This window comes from Streptomyces sp. NPDC090025, assembly GCF_044748125.1.
Lineage (GTDB): Bacteria > Actinomycetota > Actinomycetes > Streptomycetales > Streptomycetaceae > Streptomyces.
Genome location: NZ_JBIVFL010000010.1, coordinates 240,748 through 261,744 on the forward strand (window position 1 = coordinate 240,748; position 20,997 = coordinate 261,744).

Below are 20,997 nucleotides of genomic sequence, written 5' to 3' on the forward strand. Positions count from 1 at the left end.
CAAGTTTGACTCACCGGACCGCCTTTCCGTACGTCAGGGGCCCGATTGGGTCGTGATCGGGTGCGTGCGGGGCGGATGTCGGTGGCGGCCCCTAGGCTGGCCGGGTGTCCAACTAGCCGGTGAGAGCACAGGCCAAGGGGGCTGGAAGAGTGCGGGACGAGCTTAATTCCGCTGTGGGCGAACACGGCGTGTCGAAACAGACGAAAGCGGCGAATCGCACCGCGAGGGCGAGCGAGGCCGTGGCGGAGACGACGGTGGCGAGGAACGCGGTGGCGAGCAGGACGACGGCGGAACCCGCCGAGAAGACCCCGGCCAGGAAAACCCCGGCCAAGAAGGTCGCGACGAAGAAGACCGTGGCGAAGAAGACCGTGGCGAAGAAGGCCGTGACGAAGGCGGCCTCGCCGACGAAGGCCCCGGTCAAGAAGGCGGCGCCCGCCAAGAAGGCCCCGGCAGCACCCGCCAAGAGCGCGGCACCCGCCACGAAGACGTCCGCCAAGCCCGAGTCCCGGCTCTCCCTCGTCCGCCGCGCCCGGCGCATCAACCGCGAGCTCGCCGAGGTCTACCCGTACGCCCACCCCGAGCTCGACTTCCGCAACCCCTTCGAGCTCCTGGTCGCCACGGTGATGTCCGCCCAGACCACGGACCTGCGGGTCAACCAGACCACCCCCGCCCTGTTCGCCACGTACCCGACGCCCGAGGACCTGGCCGCCGCCGTCCCCGAGGAGGTCGAGGAGCTGATCCGGCCGACCGGGTTCTTCCGCGCGAAGACCAAGTCGATCATGGGCCTGGCGGCGGCCCTCAGGGACGACTTCGGCGGCGAGGTCCCCGGCCGTCTGGAGGACCTGGTCAAACTGCCCGGGGTCGGCCGCAAGACCGCGTTCGTCGTCCTCGGCAACGCCTATGGCGTGCCCGGCATCACCGTCGACACCCACTTCATGCGGCTGGCCCGGCGCTGGAGGTGGACCGAGTCCGACGACCCGGTGAAGATCGAGGCCGAGGTCGCCGAGATCTTCCCGAAGAGCGAGTGGACGATGCTCTCGCACCGGGTGATCTTCCACGGCCGCCGCATCTGCCACGCCCGCAAGCCCGCGTGCGGCGCCTGCCCGATCACCCACCTCTGCCCGTCGTACGGGGAGGGCGAGACCGACCCGGAGAAGGCGCGGAAGCTCCTGAAGTACGAGAAGGGCGGCTTCCCCGGCCAGCGGCTCAACCCGCCGCCGGACTACCCGGGCCGCCCCGCGCCGCCGCTCGGCGCGCCGGAGCCCCAGGCCGAGCCCGGCGGCCCGGCCGGGGCGTGAGAACGCCCGTACCCGCCGGGCAGGCCGCGCACCCGCCGGGCAGGCCGTACACGCCGCGAAAGGCCGTACATCGCGGCCGCCATCGCGGGAACGAACAGGACGCCCGCCCGCGTTGTGCGGTACGGGTGTGAGACACGGGGGTGCCGATGACGCGCACGGATGAAACGGACGAAGCGGCTCCAGGAGAGGCTCCGGGAGGCGCTCGGGGAGCGGCGCCGGGCACCGGCGGCCTGCTCAGCCGGGAAGGGCTGCCCGACTGGCTCGGGCCGGTCGACCACGCGGCCCGCACGGTCGCGCCGGAGCAGCTGAGCCGCTTCCTGCCGCCCGCGAACGGCGCGGGGCGGCAGTCCGCCGTGCTCGTCCTGTTCGGCGAGGGCGCCGCGGGCCCCGAGCTGCTCCTGATGGAGCGCTCCGGCAGCCTCCGCTCCCATGCCGGCCAGCCCTCCTTCCCCGGCGGCGCCCTCGACCCCGAGGACGGCGATCCGGCCGACGGCGGGCTGCTGCGGGCGGCGCTGCGCGAGGCCCGCGAGGAGACCGGCCTCGATCCGGCCGGGGTGCAGCTCTTCGGCCTGCTGCCCAGCCTCTACATCCCGGTGAGCGGCTTCGTCGTGGCGCCCGTCCTCGGCTGGTGGCGCACCCCCAGCCCGGTCGGGGTCGTGGACCCCGCCGAGACCGCCCGGGTCTTCACCGTGCCCGTGGCGGATCTCACGGATCCCGCGAACCGTGCCACCGCCGTCCACCCCAGCGGTCACCACGGCCCGGCTTTCCTGGTCGAATCCGCCCTGGTCTGGGGCTTTACGGCGGGTGTGATCGACCGGATCCTTCATTTCGCAGGCTGGGAGCGTCCCTGGGACCGGTCGAAGCGGGTCCCGCTCGACTGGAGGTCGTGACAGGCTGGCCCCCGGGCGACCGATGACGAATCTGCGAGGCTACCGACGGTGAACGTGCTGGACATCCTGCTGCTGCTCGCCGCCGTCTGGTTCGCGATCATCGGCTACCGGCAGGGCTTCGTGGTCGGCATCCTGTCCGTGATCGGGTTCCTCGGCGGCGGTCTCGTCGCCGTGCTGCTGCTGCCGGTCATCTGGAACCAGCTGACCGACCACAGTCAGGTGACGACGACCGCGACGGTCGTGTTCGTGATGGTGGTCATCGTCTGCGCCTCGGTCGGCCAGGCGTTCACCACCCACCTCGGGAACAAGCTGCGCCGCCACATCGTCTGGTCGCCCGCCCGCGCCCTGGACGCGACCGGCGGCGCCCTGGTCAACGTGGTCGCGATGCTGCTCGTCGCCTGGCTGCTCGGCTCCGCGCTCGCCCGGACGGCGATGCCCACCCTGGGCAAGGAGGTGCGCGGCTCCAAGGTGCTGCTCGGGGTGGAGCAGGTGATGCCGGATCAGGCGTCGAACTGGTTCGCCGACTTCACCTCCACCCTCGCCCAGAACGGCTTCCCGCAGGTCTTCAGCCCGTTCGCCAACGAGCCGATCACCGCGGTGCAGCCGCCCGACCCGGCGCTCGCGGGCAGCCCGGTCGCGGCCCGCGCGCAGCGCTCCATCGTGAAGGTCGTCGGCACCGCGCCCAGCTGCGGCAAGGTCCTGGAGGGCACCGGCTTCGTGTTCGCCGAGCGCCGGGTCATGACCAACGCGCATGTCGTCGGCGGTGTCGACGAGCCGACCGTGCAGATAGGCGGCGAGGGCAAGCTGTACGACGCCAAGGTCGTCCTCTACGACTGGAAGCGCGACATCGCCGTCCTCGACGTGCCCGACCTGGCGGCCCGCCCGCTCGACTTCACCGACCAGGACGCCCGCAGCGGCGACAACGCCATCGTCGCGGGCTTCCCGGAGAACGGCTCGTACGACGTGCGCTCGGCGCGCGTCCGCGGCCGGATCGCCGCCAACGGCCCCGACATCTACCAGCGCGGCGACGTCCGCAGGGACGTGTACTCGCTGTACGCGACGGTGCGTCAGGGCAACTCCGGCGGACCGCTCCTCACCCCCGAGGGCCAGGTGTACGGCGTGATCTTCGCCCGCTCCCTGGACGACGCCAACACCGGGTACGCGCTCACGGCCGACGAGATCCGGGACGACATCGAGCGCGGCCGGGCCGCCAACCAGCAGGTCGACACCCAGGGCTGCGCCCTCTGAGGCCCGGGGCCCGAGCCGGATCAGCCCGGACCGCGCCGGACCACACCGACCGCCGGACTACGCCGACCGTGGCGGACTACGTACGGGTGTGCCGGAGCCGGGCCGACACCCAGCGGGCCCGGCGGCGGAGAATGCGGGAGATCCCCACGTCCCGCGCCGGGTGCGAGCGGCCCTGTTGCTGCGTGCCGCCCCGCTCGGGGGAGCCTGAGCCGCCGATCGTGCGGCGGTCGCGTGCCGTGTCACCGTAGTCGTGCGTCCAGCCCATACCGGGACGTGTGCCCGGGGCCCAAGGTCGGTAACCTCCCCGGAAGCCGCCAATTGGCGTATGCGCGAGGCACATGGCAGTTCGACGCACGTCCGTACGTCCGAACTCCCGCCGGGCCGTGCGGCGCGGGCTCCGACGGGGCGTCAGCGGTCCGGCTCGGGGTCCTTCAGCCAGTTGACGAGCTCCGTGGTGAAGGCCACCGGGTCCTCCTCGTGGGGGAAGTGCCCGAGCCCGTCGAAGAGCCGCCAGCGGTACGGTGCCTCCACGTACTGCCCCGAACCGGCCGCGCTACGCGTCCGCATCACCGGGTCGAGCGATCCGTGCAGATGCAGCGTCGGCACCCGCACCGGGCGCTTCATCCGCCGGTTGAACTGGATGCCGTCGGGCCGCGCGAGCGAGCGCACCATCCAGCGGTACGGCTCGATCGAGCAGTGTGCGGTCGACGGGATACTCATGGCCCGGCGGTAGACCTCCAGGGCCTCCTCGTCGACGGCCGCGGGCTGCGGGCCCGACCAGTCCTCGATGAGCCGGCCGACCAGCGCCGCGTCGTCCGCGACGAGCTGACGCTCCGGCAGCCAGGGCCGCTGGAAGCCCCACACGTACGACCCGGCGCGGGTCTGCGCGACGTCGGACAGCATCGCGGAACGCCAGCGGCGGGGGTGCGGCATCGAGGAGACCACGAGGCGGCGCACCAGCTTGGGGCGCATCACGGCGGCGGTCCAGGCGAGGTAGCCGCCCAGGTCGTGGCCGACGAGCGCCGCGTCCGGCTCGCCGAGCGAGCGCACCACGCCGGTGATGTCGAGGGCCAGGTTGGCGGGGTCGTAACCGCGCGGGGTGCGGTCGCTGCCGCCGACGCCCCGCAGGTCCATCGCCACCGCCCGGAATCCGGCCTCGGCGAGCGCGGGCAGCTGGTGGCGCCAGGTCCACCAGAACTGCGGGAAGCCGTGGAGGAGCAGCACCAGCGGCCCGTCGCCCATCTCCGCGATGTGGAAACGGGCGCCGTTGGCGGCGACGTCGCGGTGGGTCCACGGTCCGTCGATGCGGACGGGGCTTCCGCCGGTGGCGCTGCTGCTCTCAGGGACGGTCATGCCGACGAGCGTGCCACACTCTCGCCCTTGTCCAGGGCGACCCGGGCCGCGTCGGCCGCCACCGGACGCGGGTGCGGCTTCACGTTGCCCATGATCGCCGCGGTCTGCTTGGCGGAGGCGATGGACTTCTCCGGCTTCTTCACCTTGCGGAACTTCGCGTAGGCGATGAGGCCGAGCAGCAGTGCGAGCAGCACGTTCGCGGCGAACGACAGCAGGAAACAGATCGACAGATTCCAGTGGCTCCACGCCTGGATGCCGTAGGCCAGCGCGAAGCTGAGCAGTGGCAGCGAGAACAGCAGCACCACGACGGCGACGAGCGCGGCCGCGCTGCCCATGGCGCCGCGCTTGACGTCCTGTCGGATCTCCGCCTTGGCGAGGGCGATCTCGTCATGCACCAGGGCGGACATCTCGGCGGTCGCCGAGGCGACCAGCTGGCCGATGCTGCGCTCGGTTCCGTCGAACGGGTCGCTCATGGGGCTGCTCCCTCTTCTCCTGTTTCGTCTGCCCTCAGATCATGCCGGACGGTCGCCCTCGCTGCGCGATGCCCCCGCCAGTTCGGCGCGCTCACGATGCTCGGCGGCCTTCCGCTCGTAGATCTCGGCCATCCGCAGGTGGTACTCGGGGGTGTGCTCCTCGTACACGTCGGGGATGCCGTCCTGGTCGTCGTCGCGCTCCTCGTCGACGATCATCGCCTGGTAGGTCCGCACCCGGAGCTTCAGCAGGACGGACGCGAACACGGCGGCGATCAGCGAGCCGATGAGGACGGCGGCCTTCACCTCGTCGGTGAGGGCGGTGTCGCCCGCGAAGGCCAGCTCGCCGATGAGCAGCGAGACGGTGAAGCCGATGCCGGCGAGCGAGGCGACCGCGAACACGTCCGGCCAGGACAGGTCCGGATTGAGCTCGGCCTTGGTGAAGCGGGCGGCGAGCCAGGTGCCGCCGAAGATGCCGACGGCCTTGCCGACGACGAGGCCGAGGACCACGCCGAGGGTGACGGGCTGGGTGAAGACGTCGCCGATGGCGCCGCCGGAGACGGTGACACCGGCCGAGAACAGCGCGAACAGCGGCACCGCGAGTCCGGCGGACAGCGGCCGGACCAGGTGCTCGATGTGCTCGCCGGGGGAGTACTCCTCGCCCTCGCGGGTGGTGCAGCGCAGCATCAGGCCCATGGCGACACCGGCGATGGTGGCGTGGACGCCGCTGTTGTACATCAGGCCCCAGATGGTCAGGGCCAGCGGCACGTAGATGTACCAGCCGCGGACGTTCTTGCGGAGCAGCAGCCAGAACAGCGCGAGTCCGGCGAAGGCGCCGCCGAGCGCGGCGAAGTTGAGGTCGCCGGTGAAGAAGACCGCGATGATCAGGATGGCGAAGAGGTCGTCGACGACGGCGAGGGTGAGCAGGAAGGCCCGCAGCGCCGACGGCAGCGAGGTGCCGATCACCGCGAGCACGGCCAGCGCGAACGCGATGTCGGTGGCGGTGGGCACCGCCCAGCCGTCCATGCTGCCGTTGCCCACGGCGTTGACCAGCGCGTAGACCAGGGCCGGGGCGGCCATGCCGCATATCGCGGCGATCACCGGGAGCGCGGCGGCCTTGGGATCGCGCAGCTCGCCCGCGACCAGCTCGCGCTTCAGCTCGATGCCGGCGACGAAGAAGAACACCGCGAGCAGTCCGTCGGCCGCCCAGTGCTGGATCGACAGGTCGAGCCCGAGGGCGGCGGGGCCGATGTGGAAGTCCCGCAGGGACGCGTAGCTGTCCTTGAGGGGCGTGTTGGCCCAGACGATGGCGGCGATGGCGGCGGCCAGCAGGAGCACGCCGCCGACGGTCTCGGTGCGCAGCGCGTCGGCGACGTACCGGCGCTCGGGCAGCGAGAGTCGGCCGAGGAACCTGCGGTCGGTGGGCGGGGGCGCGGACGCGGGCACGGTGAGAACCTCCGGTCGGTGGGCAGGACGAAGCACATTGCCGACCAGACTTCCCGGCGCACCTAGGTTTTCTTGTCGCGTCGCTGACGCGGTCCTTACTTTACCTAAAGATGCTCGGGTGGTGTCCGGTGATCTTCACTTTAGGTGCATACACGGACACGGGCACCCCCTGTGGACAACTGCCTGTGGACAACTCGGCGGCGGCTCGGCGGCCCCCCCCGTGGCCGTACGGAAGCGCCCGCCCCGGGACCCGGGACGGGCGCTTCCGTACAGCCACAGGGGCCGTGGGGCCGGTCAGTCCTCGCTGGACGCGGCCGGCAGCTTCGTCTGGATGAGATCCATCACGGAGGCGTCCGTCAGGGTGGTGACGTCACCGAGCTCGCGGTTCTCGGCGACGTCGCGCAGCAGTCGGCGCATGATCTTGCCGGAGCGGGTCTTCGGCAGCTCGGCGACCGGCAGGATCCGCTTGGGCTTGGCGATCGGGCCCAGGGTGGCGCCCACGTGGTTGCGCAGCTCGGCGACCAGGCCCGCGTCCTCGCTCGCCGTACCGCGCAGGATCACGAAGGCGACGATGGCCTGTCCGGTGGTCGCGTCGGCGGCGCCGACCACGGCGGCCTCGGCGACCGACGGGTGGGAGACGAGCGCGGACTCGACCTCGGTGGTGGAGATGTTGTGGCCCGAGACGAGCATGACGTCGTCGACCCGGCCGAGCAGCCAGATGTCGCCGTCGTCGTCCTTCTTGGCGCCGTCACCGGCGAAGTACTGGCCCTCGAAGCGCGACCAGTAGGTGTCGATGAAGCGCTGGTCGTCGCCCCAGATGGTGCGGAGCATGGACGGCCACGGCTCGGTGAGCACCAGGTAGCCGCCGCCCCCGTTCGGCACCTCGCGGGCCTCGTCGTCGACGACGGTCGCGGAGATGCCGGGCAGCGGGCGCTGCGCGGAGCCGGGCTTGGTGTGGGTGACACCGGGCAGCGGGCTGATCATCATGGCGCCGGTCTCGGTCTGCCACCAGGTGTCCACGATCGGGCAGCGGTCGCCGCCGATGTGCTTGCGGTACCACATCCACGCCTCGGGGTTGATCGGCTCACCGACCGAGCCGAGGACCCGCAGCGAGGAGAGGTCGAACTTCGCGGGGATGTCGTCTCCCCACTTCATGAAGGTGCGGATCGCGGTCGGCGCGGTGTAGAGGATCGTGACGCCGTACTTCTGCACGATCTCCCAGAACCGGCCCTGGTGCGGGCTGTCCGGGGTGCCCTCGTACATGACCTGGGTGGCGCCGTTGGCCAGCGGCCCGTACACGATGTACGAGTGGCCGGTCACCCAGCCGATGTCGGCCGTGCACCAGTAGACGTCGGTCTCCGGCTTGAGGTCGAAGACGGCCTGGTGGGTGTACGCGGCCTGGGTGAGGTAGCCGCCGGAGGTGTGCAGGATGCCCTTCGGCTTACCCGTGGTGCCCGAGGTGTAGAGGATGAACAGCGGGTGCTCGGCGTCGAACGCCTCCGGGGTGTGCTCCTCGGACTGGCGGGCGACGATGTCGTCCCACCAGATGTCGCGGCCCTCGGTGAAGGCGACGTCCTGGCCGGTGCGGCGGACCACCAGGACGTGCTCGACCTGCGGGCACTTGGCGACGGCCGCGTCGATGGCGGGCTTGAGCGCGGACGGGTTGCCGCGGCGGTAGCCGCCGTCGGCGGTCACCACGAGCTTGGCGTCGGCGTCCTGGATGCGGGAGGCGACGGCGTCGGCCGAGAAGCCGCCGAAGACCACCGAGTGCGCGGCACCGATCCTGGCGCAGGCCAGCATGGTGATGGCGGCCTCGGGGATCATCGGCAGGTAGACCGCGACCCGGTCGCCCTTCCGGACGCCCAGCTCGGTCAGCGCGTTGGCGGCGCGGGACACCTCGTCCTTGAGCTCGGCGTAGGTGATGGCGCGGCTGTCGCCGGGCTCGCCCTCGAAGTGGATGGCGACCCGGTCGCCGTTGCCCGCCTCGACGTGCCGGTCGACGCAGTTGTACGCGACGTTCAGCTCGCCGTCCGCGAACCACTTCGCGAACGGCGGGTTCGACCAGTCCAGGGTCTCGGTGGGCTCGGTGGCCCAGCTCAGCCGCTTCGCCTGCTCGGCCCAGAAGCCCAGCCGGTCCGCCTTGGCCTGCTCGTACGCCTCCGCCGTGACGTTGGCGTGCGCCGCCAGCTCGGCGGGCGGCGCGAAGCGGCGCTCTTCCTTGAGCAGATTCGCCAAGGATTCGTTGCTCACGAGATCTCCCTTTCCCAGGGCGTCCTACGTACCTATGTGTCCCGTGTCATAGCTCATCAGGCGGATGCCCGGGTGACAAGAGCCTCCGGGTAAATGGTTTAGACCTGTGGGATGAGCATGGCGGGGCGACCCCGCCTCTCCCCGAGCGGAAGGGAGGGGAGGGGGCACACACTTGCACGGACGAACGAGGGAGAGGGTTCAGGACGCGCGGGCCGCGGTCAGGACGCGCGGGCCGCCTCCCAGGCGGGCGACGCCGCGGGCGGCACATGGTTGAACACGTCGTCGTAGCTGTGCACCTCGTCGGTGTCGGCCATCAGATACGCCTGCGCCTCGCCCACGTGGAAGTACATCCCGTGCAGCGTCAGCGAGCCGTCGGCCAGCCGCCGCGCCACCGACTCGTAGGCCCGCAGATGCTCCAACTGCTGCACCACATTGGTGAGACAGAGCTGCTCGACCTCGTCGGCGGGCAGCCGCCCGGAGATCCTGGCCCAGGCGTGCCGGCGGCTCGCCATCCGCGCCAGGCTCGGCCGCCCGTGCCGCAGCCAGCGCCACAGCGGCGTCTGCGGTCCCGGCGCCTGCGGACCGCCGTCCGCCCGGGCGCTGTTGAGCAGCGCCTGCATCGCGCCGCAGCCGGAGTGGCCGCAGACGGTGATCGACTCGACCCGCAGCACCTCCACCGCGTACTCGATCGCCGCCGCCACCGAGTCGTCCCCGCTCTCCTCGCCGGGCAGGGGCACCAGATTGCCCACATTGCGCACGACGAAGAGGTCACCGGGGCCGCTGGACGTGATCATGCTGGTGACCAGCCGGGAATCGGCGCAGGTCAGGAAGAGCTGGGAGGGCGTCTGCCCCTCCCTGGCCAGCCGGGCCAGCTCGTCGCGCACCAGCGGGGCGGTGTCCCGCTGGAACGCCCCGATCCCACTGGCCAGCCGGTGCCCCACCGCCGTACGGACGACCTCGTCGGCCCGGTCCGCCGCGCCCGCCCCGCCCGCGCCGTCCGGCCGGTCGGCGTGCCGCGGATCGCCGCACTGATGGTTGCGCCACGGCGTCCAGGGGCGGCAGCAGGGCTCCGCGCCGCCCGCGCCACGGGGCGCGTCGGCGGCCCCGGCACGGGCGGTGGCCCCGCCCGGCTGTCCGGTCGGCTGCCCGGCCCGCGTGGTCGGTTCGGCGATCCGGCCGCCGTCGGGCCCGGTCGTCTCCACCGTGCCGCCGTGGGCCAGGTGGGAGCTCTGCCAGTCGTGCAGCGCCTCGAAGGCGGCATGGTCCATGAACGATCCGTCCAACTCCACCACGGCGGCCGTTCCGGCCGGGATCTGATGCAGCGCCCGGCTCAGCCGGGGCACCGCGAGGAACGTCAACTGCCCGCGGATCCGGACCACATGCAGCCCGTCCCGCTCCTCCCGGGTGATCCGGGTCCTGGCCAGGCGGTGCAGCGCGACCGCCACCGCCACCGCGATCCCCAGGGCCACGCCCTCCAGGATCCCGACGAACACCACACCCGCCAACGTGACCACGTACACCAGTACTTCACGGTGACGGGTGACCGTCCGGATGTGCGTGATGCTGACCATCTGGATGCCGACCACCATGACCAGCGCCGCGAGCGCGGGCAGCGGGATCAGGTCGAGCACCGGCACCAGGAGCAGCGCGGCGAGCACGATCCACACGCCGTGCAGTATCGAGGAGTTGCGGCTGACCGCACCGGCCGACACGTTCGCGACGCTGCGCACCGCGACACCGGCCACCGGCAGTCCGCCGAGCGCCCCCGACACCACGTTCGCCGCGCCCTGGCCCGCGAGTTCGCGGTCGAGCCGGGAGCGCGGGGCGGCCCCGGAGCCGGTGGCACGCGCGCGCTTGGCGACGAGTTTGTCGACGGCGACGGCCGACAGCAGCGACTGCACGCTGGTGACCAGCGTGATGGTGAGCACGCCCGCCGCGATTCCGAGCACCGGACCCTCCGGCAGCCCGGGCAGCGCGTGGCTGCTCCAGGACGGCAGGTCGACGCGCGGCACGGCGAGCCCGGCGAGGGCGGCCACGGTGGTGGCGGCCGCCACCGCGACGAGCGCGGCGGGCGCGGCGCGCAGCAGTCGCCCGGTGCGGCCGGGCAGCCGGGGCCAGAGCAGCAGCAGGCCGACCGTGAGGGCACTGACCGCGAGGGCGGCGCCGGAGGCGTGGGCGAGCTGGGCGGGCAGTCCGAGCGCGTTGTCGACGGTGGAGCTCTGCGGGGTGCCGCCGAGCACGATGTGGAGCTGGGCGAGGGCGATGGTCACGCCGATCCCGGCGAGCATCCCGTGCACGATCGCGGGGGAGACGGCGAGGGCGGAGCGGGCCACCTTGAGGGCGGCCAGGCCGAGTTGGGCGAGTCCGGCGAGCACCGTGATGGCGCAGGTGGTGCGCCAGCCGTAGCGCTGGATCAGCTCGGCGGTGACCACGGTGAGACCGGCGGCGGGGCCGCTCACCTGGAGCGGGGAGCCGCCGAGGCGTCCGGCGACGATGCCGCCGACGGCGGCGGCCACCAGTCCCGCCTGGAGCGGGGCGCCGGTGGCGAGGGCGATGCCGAGCGAGAGCGGCAGCGCGATCAGGAAGACGGCGACCGAGGCGGACAGATCCGCGCCGGCGAGGTGGAAGCGGCGGCGGGGCCGGTCCGGCGGGCTGTGCGGCCGCTGGACGCGGGGTCGGCTGGTCGTGCGGGCAGGGGTGGTGAGCGTCATGTTCCCGTCTCCTCCGGGGGCAGCGTGGCGCGGCTCGTGCGGGGTGCAGCGGCGGGTCCATCGGGATGGAGCGGCGAGCGTCTGGGCGACTCTCGGTAAATGAACAGTAATGGAGAGTAAAGACTCCGGCATTATTTTCAGGGCAAACAGGGCAATGATTCACCGGATCCGGTGACAGAACGTGCCCATACCGCTTGTCGTTGCCCGTCTCCCGCCGTCCTGGTGCGACGTTGACGCCGCTTGTACGCAAATCCGAGGAACCCGGGAGCCGAGCGCCGAGCGACCCGAGGAACGTGAGCAACCGAGGAGAGGTGGGCGGATGTCAGCCGCCGGGAGAAGGACCACTGTCCACAAGAGGGTGCTCGCCGTCGGCGCCCTCGCCGTCGCCCTCACGGCCGGACTCGCCGGCTGCTCGGGCTCCGGCGGTTCCACCCCGCACGGGGCGCCGGGCGGAGCGGGCGCCAAGAAGGGCCCGGCCGCGGCCCCGCAGAGCGCGGTGCGGCTGATCGGCGACGGTTCCACCGCGTTCACCGGCGCGCAGCCGCACCAGCCGACCTGGCAGCGCCTGAAGCCGGGTCAGGAACCGCCGCAGTTCGTGGTGTTCTCCTGGGACGGCGCGGGCGAGGACAGCCAGAAGCTGTTCTCGCACTTCCGCAAGGTGGGCCAGCGCTACGGCGCCACCATGACGTACTTCCTCAGCGGCGTGTACCTGCTGCCGGAGGCCAAGCGCGAGCTGTACGACCCGCCCCAGCACTCCGCGGGCCGCTCCGACATCGGCTTCAACGATGTCGAGGGCATCCGCGCCACCGTGCGCGAACTGCGCGGCGCGTGGCAGGAGGGCAATGAGATCGGCACCCACTTCAACGGCCACTTCTGTGGCAAGGACGGGGGTGTGGGCACCTGGTCGGTCGACGAGTGGAAGAGCGAGATCGGGCAGGCCAAGTTCTTCGTCAAGAACTGGAAGACGAACGCGGGCCTGAAGGCGGAGCAGCCGCTTCCGTTCGACTACGACAAGGAGCTGGTCGGCGCCCGCACGCCGTGCCTGGAGGGCCGGGCGAACTTCGTCAAGGCCGCCTCCCAGCTCGGCTTCCGCTACGACACCAGCGGCGTCAACGACCAGATCTGGCCGAAGCGCGACGAGGGCCTGTGGGACCTGTCGATGCAGCTGGTGCCGGTCCCCGGCCGCGCCTTCCAGACGCTGTCGATGGACTACAACTTCCTGGTGAACCAGTCCGGTACGACGCAGGGCGACCCCTCCCAGCACGAGTACTGGGGCAATCAGATGCGTGACGGCCTGGTGGAGGCGTTCGAGCGCTCCTACCGGGGCAACCGGGCGCCGCTGATCATCGGCAACCACTTCGAGTCCTGGAACGGCGGCACGTACATGCGCGCCATCGAGGACACCATCGCCACGGTCTGCGTGCAGAAGGACGTCAAGTGCGTCTCCTTCCGCCAGCTCGCCGACTGGCTGGACGCCCAGGACCCCGCCGTCGTCGCCAAGATGCGCACCCTGAAGGTCGGTGAGGCCCCGCACGGCGGCTGGAAGCAGTTCCTGGCCCCGCAGCCCGCCGCCCCGGCGGGCGCCCCGGCCGCCCCGCCCGCCCCGGCGAAGCCCGCCGCGGGGAACTGACCCCTCCGGGTCCTCTCGCGACGCACCACGGCTGTACGGCTCCGGGGCCGGCCCGCACGGACGGGCCGGCCCCGGAGCCGTCGGCGTCTCAAACGGCGGTCAGCTCGGCTGCGGTACGGCGAACCGCTCGTCCAGGACGAAGCCCGGGTCCACCTGCGCCGCGAGGTCCGCGCCGGTCTTGGCGTTGCCCCAGCTCTCCGCGTTGCGCAGATGGAAGTGGACCATCTGGCGGGTGTAGCGCTCCCAGTCCCGCAGGGCGTAGCTGGCGTCCGCCGCCTCCTGGAGGGCACGGAGGGCCGTGCGGTTGGCGTCCTCCAGGAGGTCGAACCGCTGCGGGCGGCCCTTCTCCATGGCCCGCACCCAGTCCGAGTGGCCGACCGTCATGAGCAGGTCGTCGCCGACCTCCGAGCGCAGGAAGTCGATGTCGTCGGCGCCCTGCACCTTGTTGCCGACGACCTTGAGGGCGACCCCGAAGTCCCGCGCGTACTCCTTGTACTGGCGGTAGACGGAGACTCCCTTGCGGGTCGGCTCGGCGACCAGGAAGGTCATGTCGAAGCGGGTGAACATGCCGGAGGCGAAGGAGTCCGAACCGGCCGTCATGTCGACGACGACGTACTCGTCCGGCCCGTCGACCAGGTGGTTCAGGCACAGTTCCACCGCGCCGACCTTGGAGTGGTAGCAGGCCACGCCCAGGTCGGACTCGGTGAACGGGCCGGTCGCCATCAGCCGGATCCCGCCGTCGTCGAGCGGCACGAACCGGGCGCACGCCTCGTACACCGGGTTGTCCTCGCGGACCCGCAGCAGCCGCGAACCCTCCCCGGGCGGCGTGGTCTTGATCATCGTGTCGGCGGACGCGATCCGCGGATTGCTGCCCCGCAGATAGTCCTTGATCAGCGGCAGCCGCGCGCCCATCGCGGGCAGCGCCGCCGCTTCGTCGTCGGAGAGCCCGAGCGCGGCTCCGAGGTGCTGGTTGATGTCGGCGTCGACCGCCACGACCGGGGCTCCGGCGGCGGCGAGGTGTCGGATGAAGAGCGAGGACAGCGTCGTCTTGCCGCTGCCGCCCTTCCCCACGAAAGCGATCTTCATGTTCACCTAGCGTAGTGGCATGAATGCGTCCCGTGGTCAAGGAGCGTGAAGAAGACCACTCCAAGGTGGGGTCCCTGGCCGGGACGCGTAGCCTCCCTACTTATGAGTACGCACGCCTCTGACCCCCTGGCCGCCCTCGGCTCGCTGCCGGGCGTCGCCGCATCGGTGGACTCCGTACGCAAGGCCGTCGACCGGGTCTACGGCCACCGCGTGATGCGGCGCCGCAGCAACGAGATCACCGCCGAGGCGGCGCTGCGCGGAGCGCGCGGCTCGGCCGCGCTCGCGGGCGCCGACTGGGCGCTCGAGGAGGTCCGGCGGCGCACCGACTTCAGCGTGGACCCGGAGGCCCGCACGGTCGGCGCCGCGCTGCGGCTCGGTGCCGAGTCCGGGCAGCTGCTCTCCATCTGGCGCCAGTCGCCGCTGCGGGTGCTGGCCCGGCTGCACCTGGTGGCCGAGGGCGAGCCGCGCGACTCGACGGGCCGGCCCCGGCAGGCGGGCGAGCCGGTGGACGAGCCGCTGATCGAGGCGCCGCTGCCGGACCCGGCCGAGGTCTCCGGCCGTCTCGACGGGCTCGCCGACCTGATCATCGCGGGCGGCGGCGCCCCGGCCCTGGTCACCGCCGCCGTGGTGCACGGCGAACTGCTCGCCCTGCGGCCCTTCACCTCCCACAACGGCCTGATCGCGCGGGCCGCCGAGCGGATCGTGCTGATCGGCAGCGGACTCGACCCGAAGGCGATCTGCCCGGCCGAGGTCGGCCACGCGGAACTGGGCCGGGCCGCCTACCTCGCGGCCCTGGACGGCTATCTGTCCGGGACCCCGGACGGCGTCGGCGCCTGGATCGCGCACTGCGGGCGCGCGGTCGAGCTGGGAGTACGGGAGTCGACGGCGGTCTGCGAGGCGCTCCAGCGCGGCGCGGCCTGACGGCCGAAGGCCCGGGAGCGGGCCCGGAAAGGGTTGCGGCGGTACCGGTCCCGGTACCGCCGCTGGCACGTCCACCCAGTTACCAAGCGTCCTCGATATGTGCCCATCAGGCGGGGAACTTTGCCCTGCGCCTGGTGCGGCTGGCCCTTATTCGAAGGGTCGACGTCGCGTGGGTGCCAGGTTTTTGTGCGTCAGGTCCGTGGGGCCGTATTGCTCAACAGGTGATCCTCTCGGATGTCCCAGGTCTCGCGGGCCTGATTCCTTTCTACTCCTGTCCGGAAAGAAGCGAAAGTCCTGGTTCCGTTCAGGCCGTTGCCCGGGCCAGGGCGGCCTGTCTGCGGCGGCTGGCGTACCAGACCAGGCCCGCGGTGGCCGCGGCCGCGCCCACGGCCGCCGCGGCGACGAGCGCCGGACGCGGCGGCATCCGGAACTCCGGCAGCCGCTGCTTGAGCCGCACCGGCTTGTCGAAGACCAGCACCGGCCAGTCCCGGGCGGTCGCCTCGCGCCGCAGCGCCCGGTCCGGGTTCACCGCGTACGGGTGCCCCACCGCCTCCAGCATCGGCAGGTCGGTCGCCGAGTCGCTGTACGCGTAGCAGCGGGACAGGTCGTACCCCTCGGACGCGGCGAGCTCGCGGACGGCCTCCGCCTTCGTCGGCCCGTACGCGTAGTACTCGACCTCACCCGTGAAACATCCGTCCTCACCGACCACCATCCGGGTGGCGACCACCCGGTCGGCGCCCAGCATCTCGCCGATGGGCTCGACGACCTCGGCGCCGGAGGTCGAGACGATCACCACGTCACGGCCGGCCGCGTGGTGGTCCTCGATCAGCGAGGCCGCCTCGTCGTAGATGATCGGGTCGATCAGGTCGTGCAGGGTCTCGGCGACGAGCTCCTTGACCTGGGCGACGTTCCAGCCTTTGCAGAGCGCGGAAAGGTATTCGCGCATCCGCTCCATCTGGTCGTGATCGGCCCCGCCGATCAGGAACACGAACTGGATGTAGGCCGTCCGCAGCGCGGCACGGCGACTGATCAGCCCGCCCCGGTAGAAGGACTTGCTGAAGGTCAGCGTCGAGGACTTCGCAATGACCGTCTTGTCCAGGTCAAAGAAGGCGGCCGCGCGCGGCATCGAGTGGTTTTCCACGTGCCCGAGCATAGGTGCCCGCCATTCGGCGTACGCTGGGGCGCGTGGGTTTGCCTGAGAAGGCTCTCGGGTACACCATGGAAGTCACGGATCGTTCGCGACCGTGCTAACCCGGTCCGGCTCCTCCCCCCCCGAGTCGGCCGGAGAGACGACCCCCGCTCTCCCCCCCGGCGGGGGTCGTCGCATGTCCGGACGTGTTTTCGTCCATCGTTCACTCATCTCCGCCCCTTCCTCGGGCCCGCGTCGGCGCATCGGCCGAGGAACGCGTGACCCCTCATTTCGTCACTCAGCGTAGTCGCCGGGCTGCGCTCCGGACAGCCCCGGATCGGGTGGCGAAGTTATTCACAGGGGCCGGGTTATCCACAGTTTTCGAGCGTGCTCCCCGTGATTTCCGAGAGGGCGTCACGGTGATTCCGGTCGCGAAGTCCGCGAACCGCAGGAATCACGTGAGGGGTGTGCCGTGGAGGCATCGAAGACGTCCGCGAGGCGGGGCCGGGGTACGGAGCGGGGGCCCGGTCCGGGCCCGGCCAGGCCGCTGATCCTGACCGAGGACATCGCGCTGCTCGACGATCTGCTGCGGCTGTGCGCCGCCGCGGGCGCCGAACCCGAGGTGCACCACGCCGTGCCCGAGCGCCCGGCAGCCTGGACCGATCCGCCGCTCGTCCTCGTCGGCGACGACGTGGCCGACCGCTGCCGCGGCGCCGCCCGCAGGCCGGGCGTGCTGCTCGTCGGCGGCGAGCCGGACGATCCCGGGGTCTGGCAGCGGGCCGTGCGGGCCGGGGCGGAGGACGTCCTGGTGCTGCCCGACGACGAGGGACGGGTGGTGGACCTGATCGCCGACGCCGTCGAAGGCGCCGGACGCCAGGCCCGCACCGTCGGCGTGATCGGCGGCCGGGGCGGCGCCGGAGCCTCCACCCTCGCCTGCGCCCTGGCCCTCGCCGCCGTCCGGGCCGGACAGCGCACCCTGCTCGTCGACGCCGACCCGCTCGGCGGCGGACTCGACGTGCTGCTCGGCGGCGAGCGGGCCGCCGGACCGCGCTGGCCGGACTTCGCCGCCTCCAAAGGCCGGGTGGCGGGCGTCGCCCTGGAGGAGTCGCTGCCCTCGGCGCACGGCCTTCGGGTGCTGAGCTGGGACCGGGGCGATCCGGTCCGGGTGCCGCCCGAGGCGATGCGCTCGGTCCTCGCCGCCGCCCGCAGACGCGGCGGGGTCGTCGTGGTCGACCTGCCCCGCGCCGCCGACGACGGCGCCGTCACCGAAGCCCTCGCCCAGCTCGATCTCGGACTCCTGGTCGTCCCCGGCGAACTCCGCGCCGTCGCCGCCGCCCGACGGGTGGCCGAGACCGTCGGCACGGTCCTGCCCGACCTGCGCGCCGTCGTCCGTGGACCGTACGCCCCCGGACTCGACGACGAATGGATCGCCGCCGCCCTCCGCCTCCCGCTCGCCGGTGAACTCCCGTACGACGCCGGGCCCGCGACCGCCGGGGACGGCACCCCACCCCCGGGCGCCGACCCCAGGAGCGGCCTCGCACGGTTCTGCGCCGCGTTCTGGGACCGCGCCCTCACCCCGGAGCGTGCGGCATGAGCGGCGGCCCGATGCTGCTCGACGCGGTGCGCCGACGGCTCGCGGAGAGCGGCGCCGAACCGACCCCGGCCCGCGTCGCGGCCGCCCTGCGGGCCCAGGGCCGGCTGCTCGGCGACGCCGAAGTGCTCGGCGCGGCCGAGGAACTGCGCGGCGAACTCGTCGGCACCGGCCCCCTCGAACCACTCCTCGCCGACCCCGCCGTCACCGATGTGCTGGTCTGCGCACCGGACCGGGTCTGGGTCGACCGGGGCGCGGGACTCGAACCGACCGGGGTGACCTTCCCCGACGCGGCGGCCGTACGGCGCCTCGCGCAGCGCCTCGCGGCGGTCGCGGGCCGCCGGCTCGACGACGCCAGGCCCTGGGTGGACGCCCGGCTGCCGGACGGCACCCGGATGCACGCCGTACTGCCGCCGGTCGCGGTCGGCTCGACCTGCCTCTCGCTGCGGGTGGTGCGCCCGAGGGCCTTCTCCCTGGCGGAACTGACCGACGCGGGCACCGTGCCGCCCGGCGGCGCCCCGCTGCTCCGGGCCCTGATCGAGGCCCGGGTGTCCTTCCTGGTCAGCGGCGGCACCGGCTCGGGCAAGACGACGCTGCTGTCGACCCTGCTCGGCCTGGTCGGCGCGCGGGAGCGGATCGTGATCGCCGAGGACTCGGCCGAACTCCGCCCGGACCACCCCCATGTGGTGCGCCTGGAGGCCCGCCCGCCGAACCAGGAGGGCGCCGGGCTCGTGACGCTGCGGGACCTGGTGCGCCAGGCACTGCGGATGCGGCCCGACCGGCTGGTGGTCGGCGAGGTCAGAGGCGCCGAGGCCGTCGACCTGCTCGCGGCTCTCAACACCGGCCATGACGGCGGCTGCGGAACGGTCCACGCCAACGCGGCGGCGGACGTCCCCGCACGGCTCGAGGCCCTGGGGACGGCCGCCGGCCTGGACCGGGCCGCGCTGCACAGCCAGTTGGGCGCCGGACTCTCGGCGGTGCTGCAGCTGGCCAGGGACCGCTCTGGACGGCGCCGGATCGCCGAGGTGCACGTCCTCGAACGGGACCGGGCCGGGCTCGTGGTCACGGTGCCCGCCCTGACCTGGGCGGCGGACGGCTTCCACCGGGAGCGCGGCTGGCCGCGGCTGCGGACGCTGATCGGGGGCGAGCGATGACGGTGACGGGCGCGGTGACGGCCGTCGGCGGGCTTCCCGGGCAGGGCGCGGCGGCGCTGTGCGCGACGCTCGCCCTGTGGTGGACGGCCGAACGGCGCAGGACCGCCCACCGGATCCGGGCCGTCCTGCTGGCACCGGACCATCCCGCGCCGCCCTGGGGCGCGTTCGCACGCGACGGGTGGCGGCGGGTGCGGGGCCGCCGCGAGTGGCTGTGCCTGCCGGTTGCGGCCGTGGTCGCGGTCCTCGGGTCGTCCCCGCTGCCGCTGCTCGCCGGAGCCGTCGCGGTGCCGCTGGTCGGCCGGGCACGGAAGGCGGCCCTCGCCCGGCGGGAGCGGGAGGCGCGCGCCGACCGGGTGGTCGCGCTGTGCGGGGCGGTCGCCGGGGAGCTGCGGGCCGGGTGGCAGCCCGCCCAGGCGCTCGCCTTCGCGGCCCGCACGACCGGCGCGCTCGGCGCACAGGAGCCGGCGGTCCTCGCGGCGGCCCGCTTCGGCGGCGACGTGCCGGAGGAACTGCGCCGGGCGGCCCGCCAGGACGGTGCCGACGGTCTCGCCGGTCTCGCCGCCTGCTGGCAGGTCGCGGTCGACGGCGGCGCCGGTCTCGCGGCAGGACTCGACCGTCTGGAGGCGGCGTTACGGGCCCACCGGGACCAGCGGGAGCGGTTGCGGGCCCAATTGGCCGGAGCCTGGGCGACGGTCGCCGTCCTCGCGGTCCTGCCGGTCGCCGGACTCGGCCTCGGCGCGGCGCTGGGCGCCCGGCCGCTGCGGGTGCTGCTGCACACCCCGGCCGGGCTCGGCTGCGCGGCCGTCGGCGGGGCCCTGGAGGCCCTGGGGCTGTGGTGGGCGGCCCGGATCGTGCGGGCGGGGGAGCGGCCATGACCGGGACACCGGTGCTTATCGCGGCGCTCGGTGCCCTGTTCGCGGCCGGACTGCTGGTCGTCGACCGGCGCGCGGCCGGGCGGGCCCGGCGGCGTTCGGCGCGGCTGCTGGCCGTGGACAGGCCGCCCGGGCCCCGCCGTCGCTGGCCGGGACTTCCCGCCGGGCCGCGGGCCTGGGGCGTGCCGGGCCTGGCGGGCCTGGCCTGCTGGGCGCTGGTCGGCGGCCTGCCGGGGCTGCTCGGCGGGGCGGGCACGGCCTGGGCGATCCACCGGTGGCGGGCCGGGCGGCCCGTGGCCCCGGCGGACGGGGAGACCAGGTCGACGAGCGGTCAGCTGCCGCTGGCGGCCGATCTGTTGGCGGCGTGCGCCTCGGCCGGGGCCGGACCCGGGGAGTCGGCGGAGGCGGTCGGTCGGTCCCTCGGCGGACCGGTCGGCGACCGGCTGCTCCGTACCGCCGCCGAACTGCGGCTCGGCGGCGAACCGGCCGAGGTGTGGCGGAGGTTCGGCGAGATACCGGGTGCCGAGGGGCTGGCCCGCTGTCTGGAGCGGGCCGCCTCCTCCGGGGCACCGGCCGCCGAGGCCGTGGCCCGGCACGCGGAGGGCCTGCGGTCCGCCCGCGCCCGCGCGGCGGCGGCCCGGGCCCAGCGCGCCCAGGTCCTCATCACCGCACCGGTCGGCCTGTGCTTCCTGCCCGCCTTCCTGGCGGTGGGGGTGGCACCGGTGGTGATCGGCCTGGCGAGCGGTCTGCTCGGCGGCGGCCGGTGAGAAGGCCGGTCAGCGGGCCGCCCATGCACGGTCCGCCGCGAGACGCACGACAGGACACGCCATGACAGGGATTCACGGGATTCCCGGGGGATCCACGAGAGTTCGGGAGGCATGCGATGGCAGGTACGACGACGAAGCCGAAGCCGACGACGAAGCCGACGACGAGGCCGAGGCTGACGGC

General features: G+C 73.1%; 17 protein-coding genes. 9 read left to right on the forward strand and 8 right to left on the reverse strand.

Annotation, left to right across the window (positions count from 1 at the left end):
- Positions 1-173: 173 nt before the first annotated feature.
- The 3 genes from nth (at position 174) to ACIPXM_RS23370 (ending at position 3,436) form a co-directional block, all read left to right on the forward strand.
- Positions 174-1,298 (forward strand): endonuclease III, encoded by a 1,125-nt coding sequence (nth, locus tag ACIPXM_RS23360; RefSeq protein ID WP_401658374.1) that lies wholly within the window; start codon positions 174-176, stop codon positions 1,296-1,298.
- Between the two features lie 146 nt (positions 1,299-1,444).
- The gene (locus tag ACIPXM_RS23365; RefSeq protein ID WP_401658377.1) at positions 1,445-2,188 is read left to right on the forward strand and encodes an NUDIX hydrolase; all 744 of its coding nucleotides are present in this window, start codon (positions 1,445-1,447) and stop codon (positions 2,186-2,188) included.
- 48 nt (positions 2,189-2,236) lie between these two features.
- Positions 2,237-3,436, forward strand: coding sequence for a MarP family serine protease (locus tag ACIPXM_RS23370; protein ID WP_401658380.1), 1,200 nt, complete (start codon positions 2,237-2,239; stop codon positions 3,434-3,436).
- A 76-nt stretch (positions 3,437-3,512) separates the two neighbouring features.
- Here ACIPXM_RS23370 and ACIPXM_RS23375 read toward each other — a convergent pair whose 3' ends face one another.
- From ACIPXM_RS23375 to ACIPXM_RS23400, 6 genes are all read right to left on the reverse strand, one after another.
- A complete protein-coding gene (locus tag ACIPXM_RS23375) occupies positions 3,513-3,701 on the reverse strand; it encodes a hypothetical protein (protein ID WP_401658383.1) in 189 nt (62 codons plus the stop codon).
- A 143-nt stretch (positions 3,702-3,844) separates the two neighbouring features.
- A complete protein-coding gene (locus tag ACIPXM_RS23380; protein WP_401658386.1) occupies positions 3,845-4,789 on the reverse strand; it encodes an alpha/beta fold hydrolase in 945 nt (314 codons plus the stop codon).
- A complete protein-coding gene (locus ACIPXM_RS23385) occupies positions 4,786-5,262 on the reverse strand; it encodes a phage holin family protein (protein WP_401658389.1) in 477 nt (158 codons plus the stop codon). Before ACIPXM_RS23385 ends, ACIPXM_RS23380 begins: the two co-directional genes overlap by 4 nt.
- Before the next feature lie 39 nt (positions 5,263-5,301).
- Positions 5,302-6,705, reverse strand: a complete 1,404-nt coding sequence (nhaA, locus tag ACIPXM_RS23390; protein ID WP_401658391.1) for a Na+/H+ antiporter NhaA — start codon at positions 6,703-6,705, stop codon at positions 5,302-5,304.
- 294 nt (positions 6,706-6,999) lie between these two features.
- Positions 7,000-8,955 carry an acetate--CoA ligase gene (gene acs, locus ACIPXM_RS23395; protein WP_401658394.1) on the reverse strand — a complete coding sequence of 652 codons (1,956 nt, stop codon included), beginning with the start codon at positions 8,953-8,955 and terminating at the stop codon, positions 7,000-7,002.
- A gap of 218 nt (positions 8,956-9,173) precedes the next feature.
- The gene (locus ACIPXM_RS23400; protein ID WP_401658397.1) at positions 9,174-11,666 is read right to left on the reverse strand and encodes a SulP family inorganic anion transporter; all 2,493 of its coding nucleotides are present in this window, start codon (positions 11,664-11,666) and stop codon (positions 9,174-9,176) included.
- Positions 11,667-11,985: 319 nt separating this feature from the next.
- Here ACIPXM_RS23400 and ACIPXM_RS23405 point away from each other — a divergent pair, with 319 nt between their 5' ends.
- Entirely contained in the window at positions 11,986-13,296 is a 1,311-nt protein-coding gene (locus ACIPXM_RS23405) for a hypothetical protein (RefSeq protein WP_401658400.1), read from the forward strand.
- A 99-nt stretch (positions 13,297-13,395) separates the two neighbouring features.
- Here the strand turns inward: ACIPXM_RS23405 and ACIPXM_RS23410 are convergent, their stop codons facing one another.
- Entirely contained in the window at positions 13,396-14,382 is a 987-nt protein-coding gene (locus ACIPXM_RS23410) for an ATP-binding protein (RefSeq protein ID WP_401658403.1), read from the reverse strand.
- A gap of 102 nt (positions 14,383-14,484) precedes the next feature.
- On the opposite strand from ACIPXM_RS23410, the gene ACIPXM_RS23415 reads away from it, so the two are divergent.
- The gene (locus ACIPXM_RS23415) at positions 14,485-15,303 is read left to right on the forward strand and encodes an oxidoreductase (protein ID WP_401658406.1); all 819 of its coding nucleotides are present in this window, start codon (positions 14,485-14,487) and stop codon (positions 15,301-15,303) included.
- A gap of 304 nt (positions 15,304-15,607) precedes the next feature.
- Here ACIPXM_RS23415 and ACIPXM_RS23420 read toward each other — a convergent pair whose 3' ends face one another.
- Positions 15,608-16,456 carry an HAD family hydrolase gene (locus ACIPXM_RS23420; RefSeq protein WP_401658408.1) on the reverse strand — a complete coding sequence of 283 codons (849 nt, stop codon included), beginning with the start codon at positions 16,454-16,456 and terminating at the stop codon, positions 15,608-15,610.
- 448 nt (positions 16,457-16,904) lie between these two features.
- Between ACIPXM_RS23420 and ssd the strand changes: the two genes are divergently transcribed.
- Genes ssd through ACIPXM_RS23440 form a run of 4 tightly spaced genes read left to right on the forward strand, consistent with a single transcriptional unit; the run spans position 16,905 to position 20,816 of the window.
- Positions 16,905-18,026, forward strand: coding sequence for a septum site-determining protein Ssd (ssd, locus tag ACIPXM_RS23425; protein WP_401658410.1), 1,122 nt, complete (start codon positions 16,905-16,907; stop codon positions 18,024-18,026).
- A complete protein-coding gene (locus ACIPXM_RS23430; RefSeq protein WP_401658412.1) occupies positions 18,023-19,177 on the forward strand; it encodes a TadA family conjugal transfer-associated ATPase in 1,155 nt (384 codons plus the stop codon). The genes ssd and ACIPXM_RS23430 overlap by 4 nt, the downstream gene beginning before the upstream one ends.
- Positions 19,174-20,052, forward strand: a complete 879-nt coding sequence (locus ACIPXM_RS23435; RefSeq protein WP_401658414.1) for a type II secretion system F family protein — start codon at positions 19,174-19,176, stop codon at positions 20,050-20,052. Before ACIPXM_RS23430 ends, ACIPXM_RS23435 begins: the two co-directional genes overlap by 4 nt.
- Positions 20,049-20,816, forward strand: a complete 768-nt coding sequence (locus ACIPXM_RS23440; RefSeq protein ID WP_401658417.1) for a type II secretion system F family protein — start codon at positions 20,049-20,051, stop codon at positions 20,814-20,816. Before ACIPXM_RS23435 ends, ACIPXM_RS23440 begins: the two co-directional genes overlap by 4 nt.
- Positions 20,817-20,997: the final 181 nt, after the last annotated feature.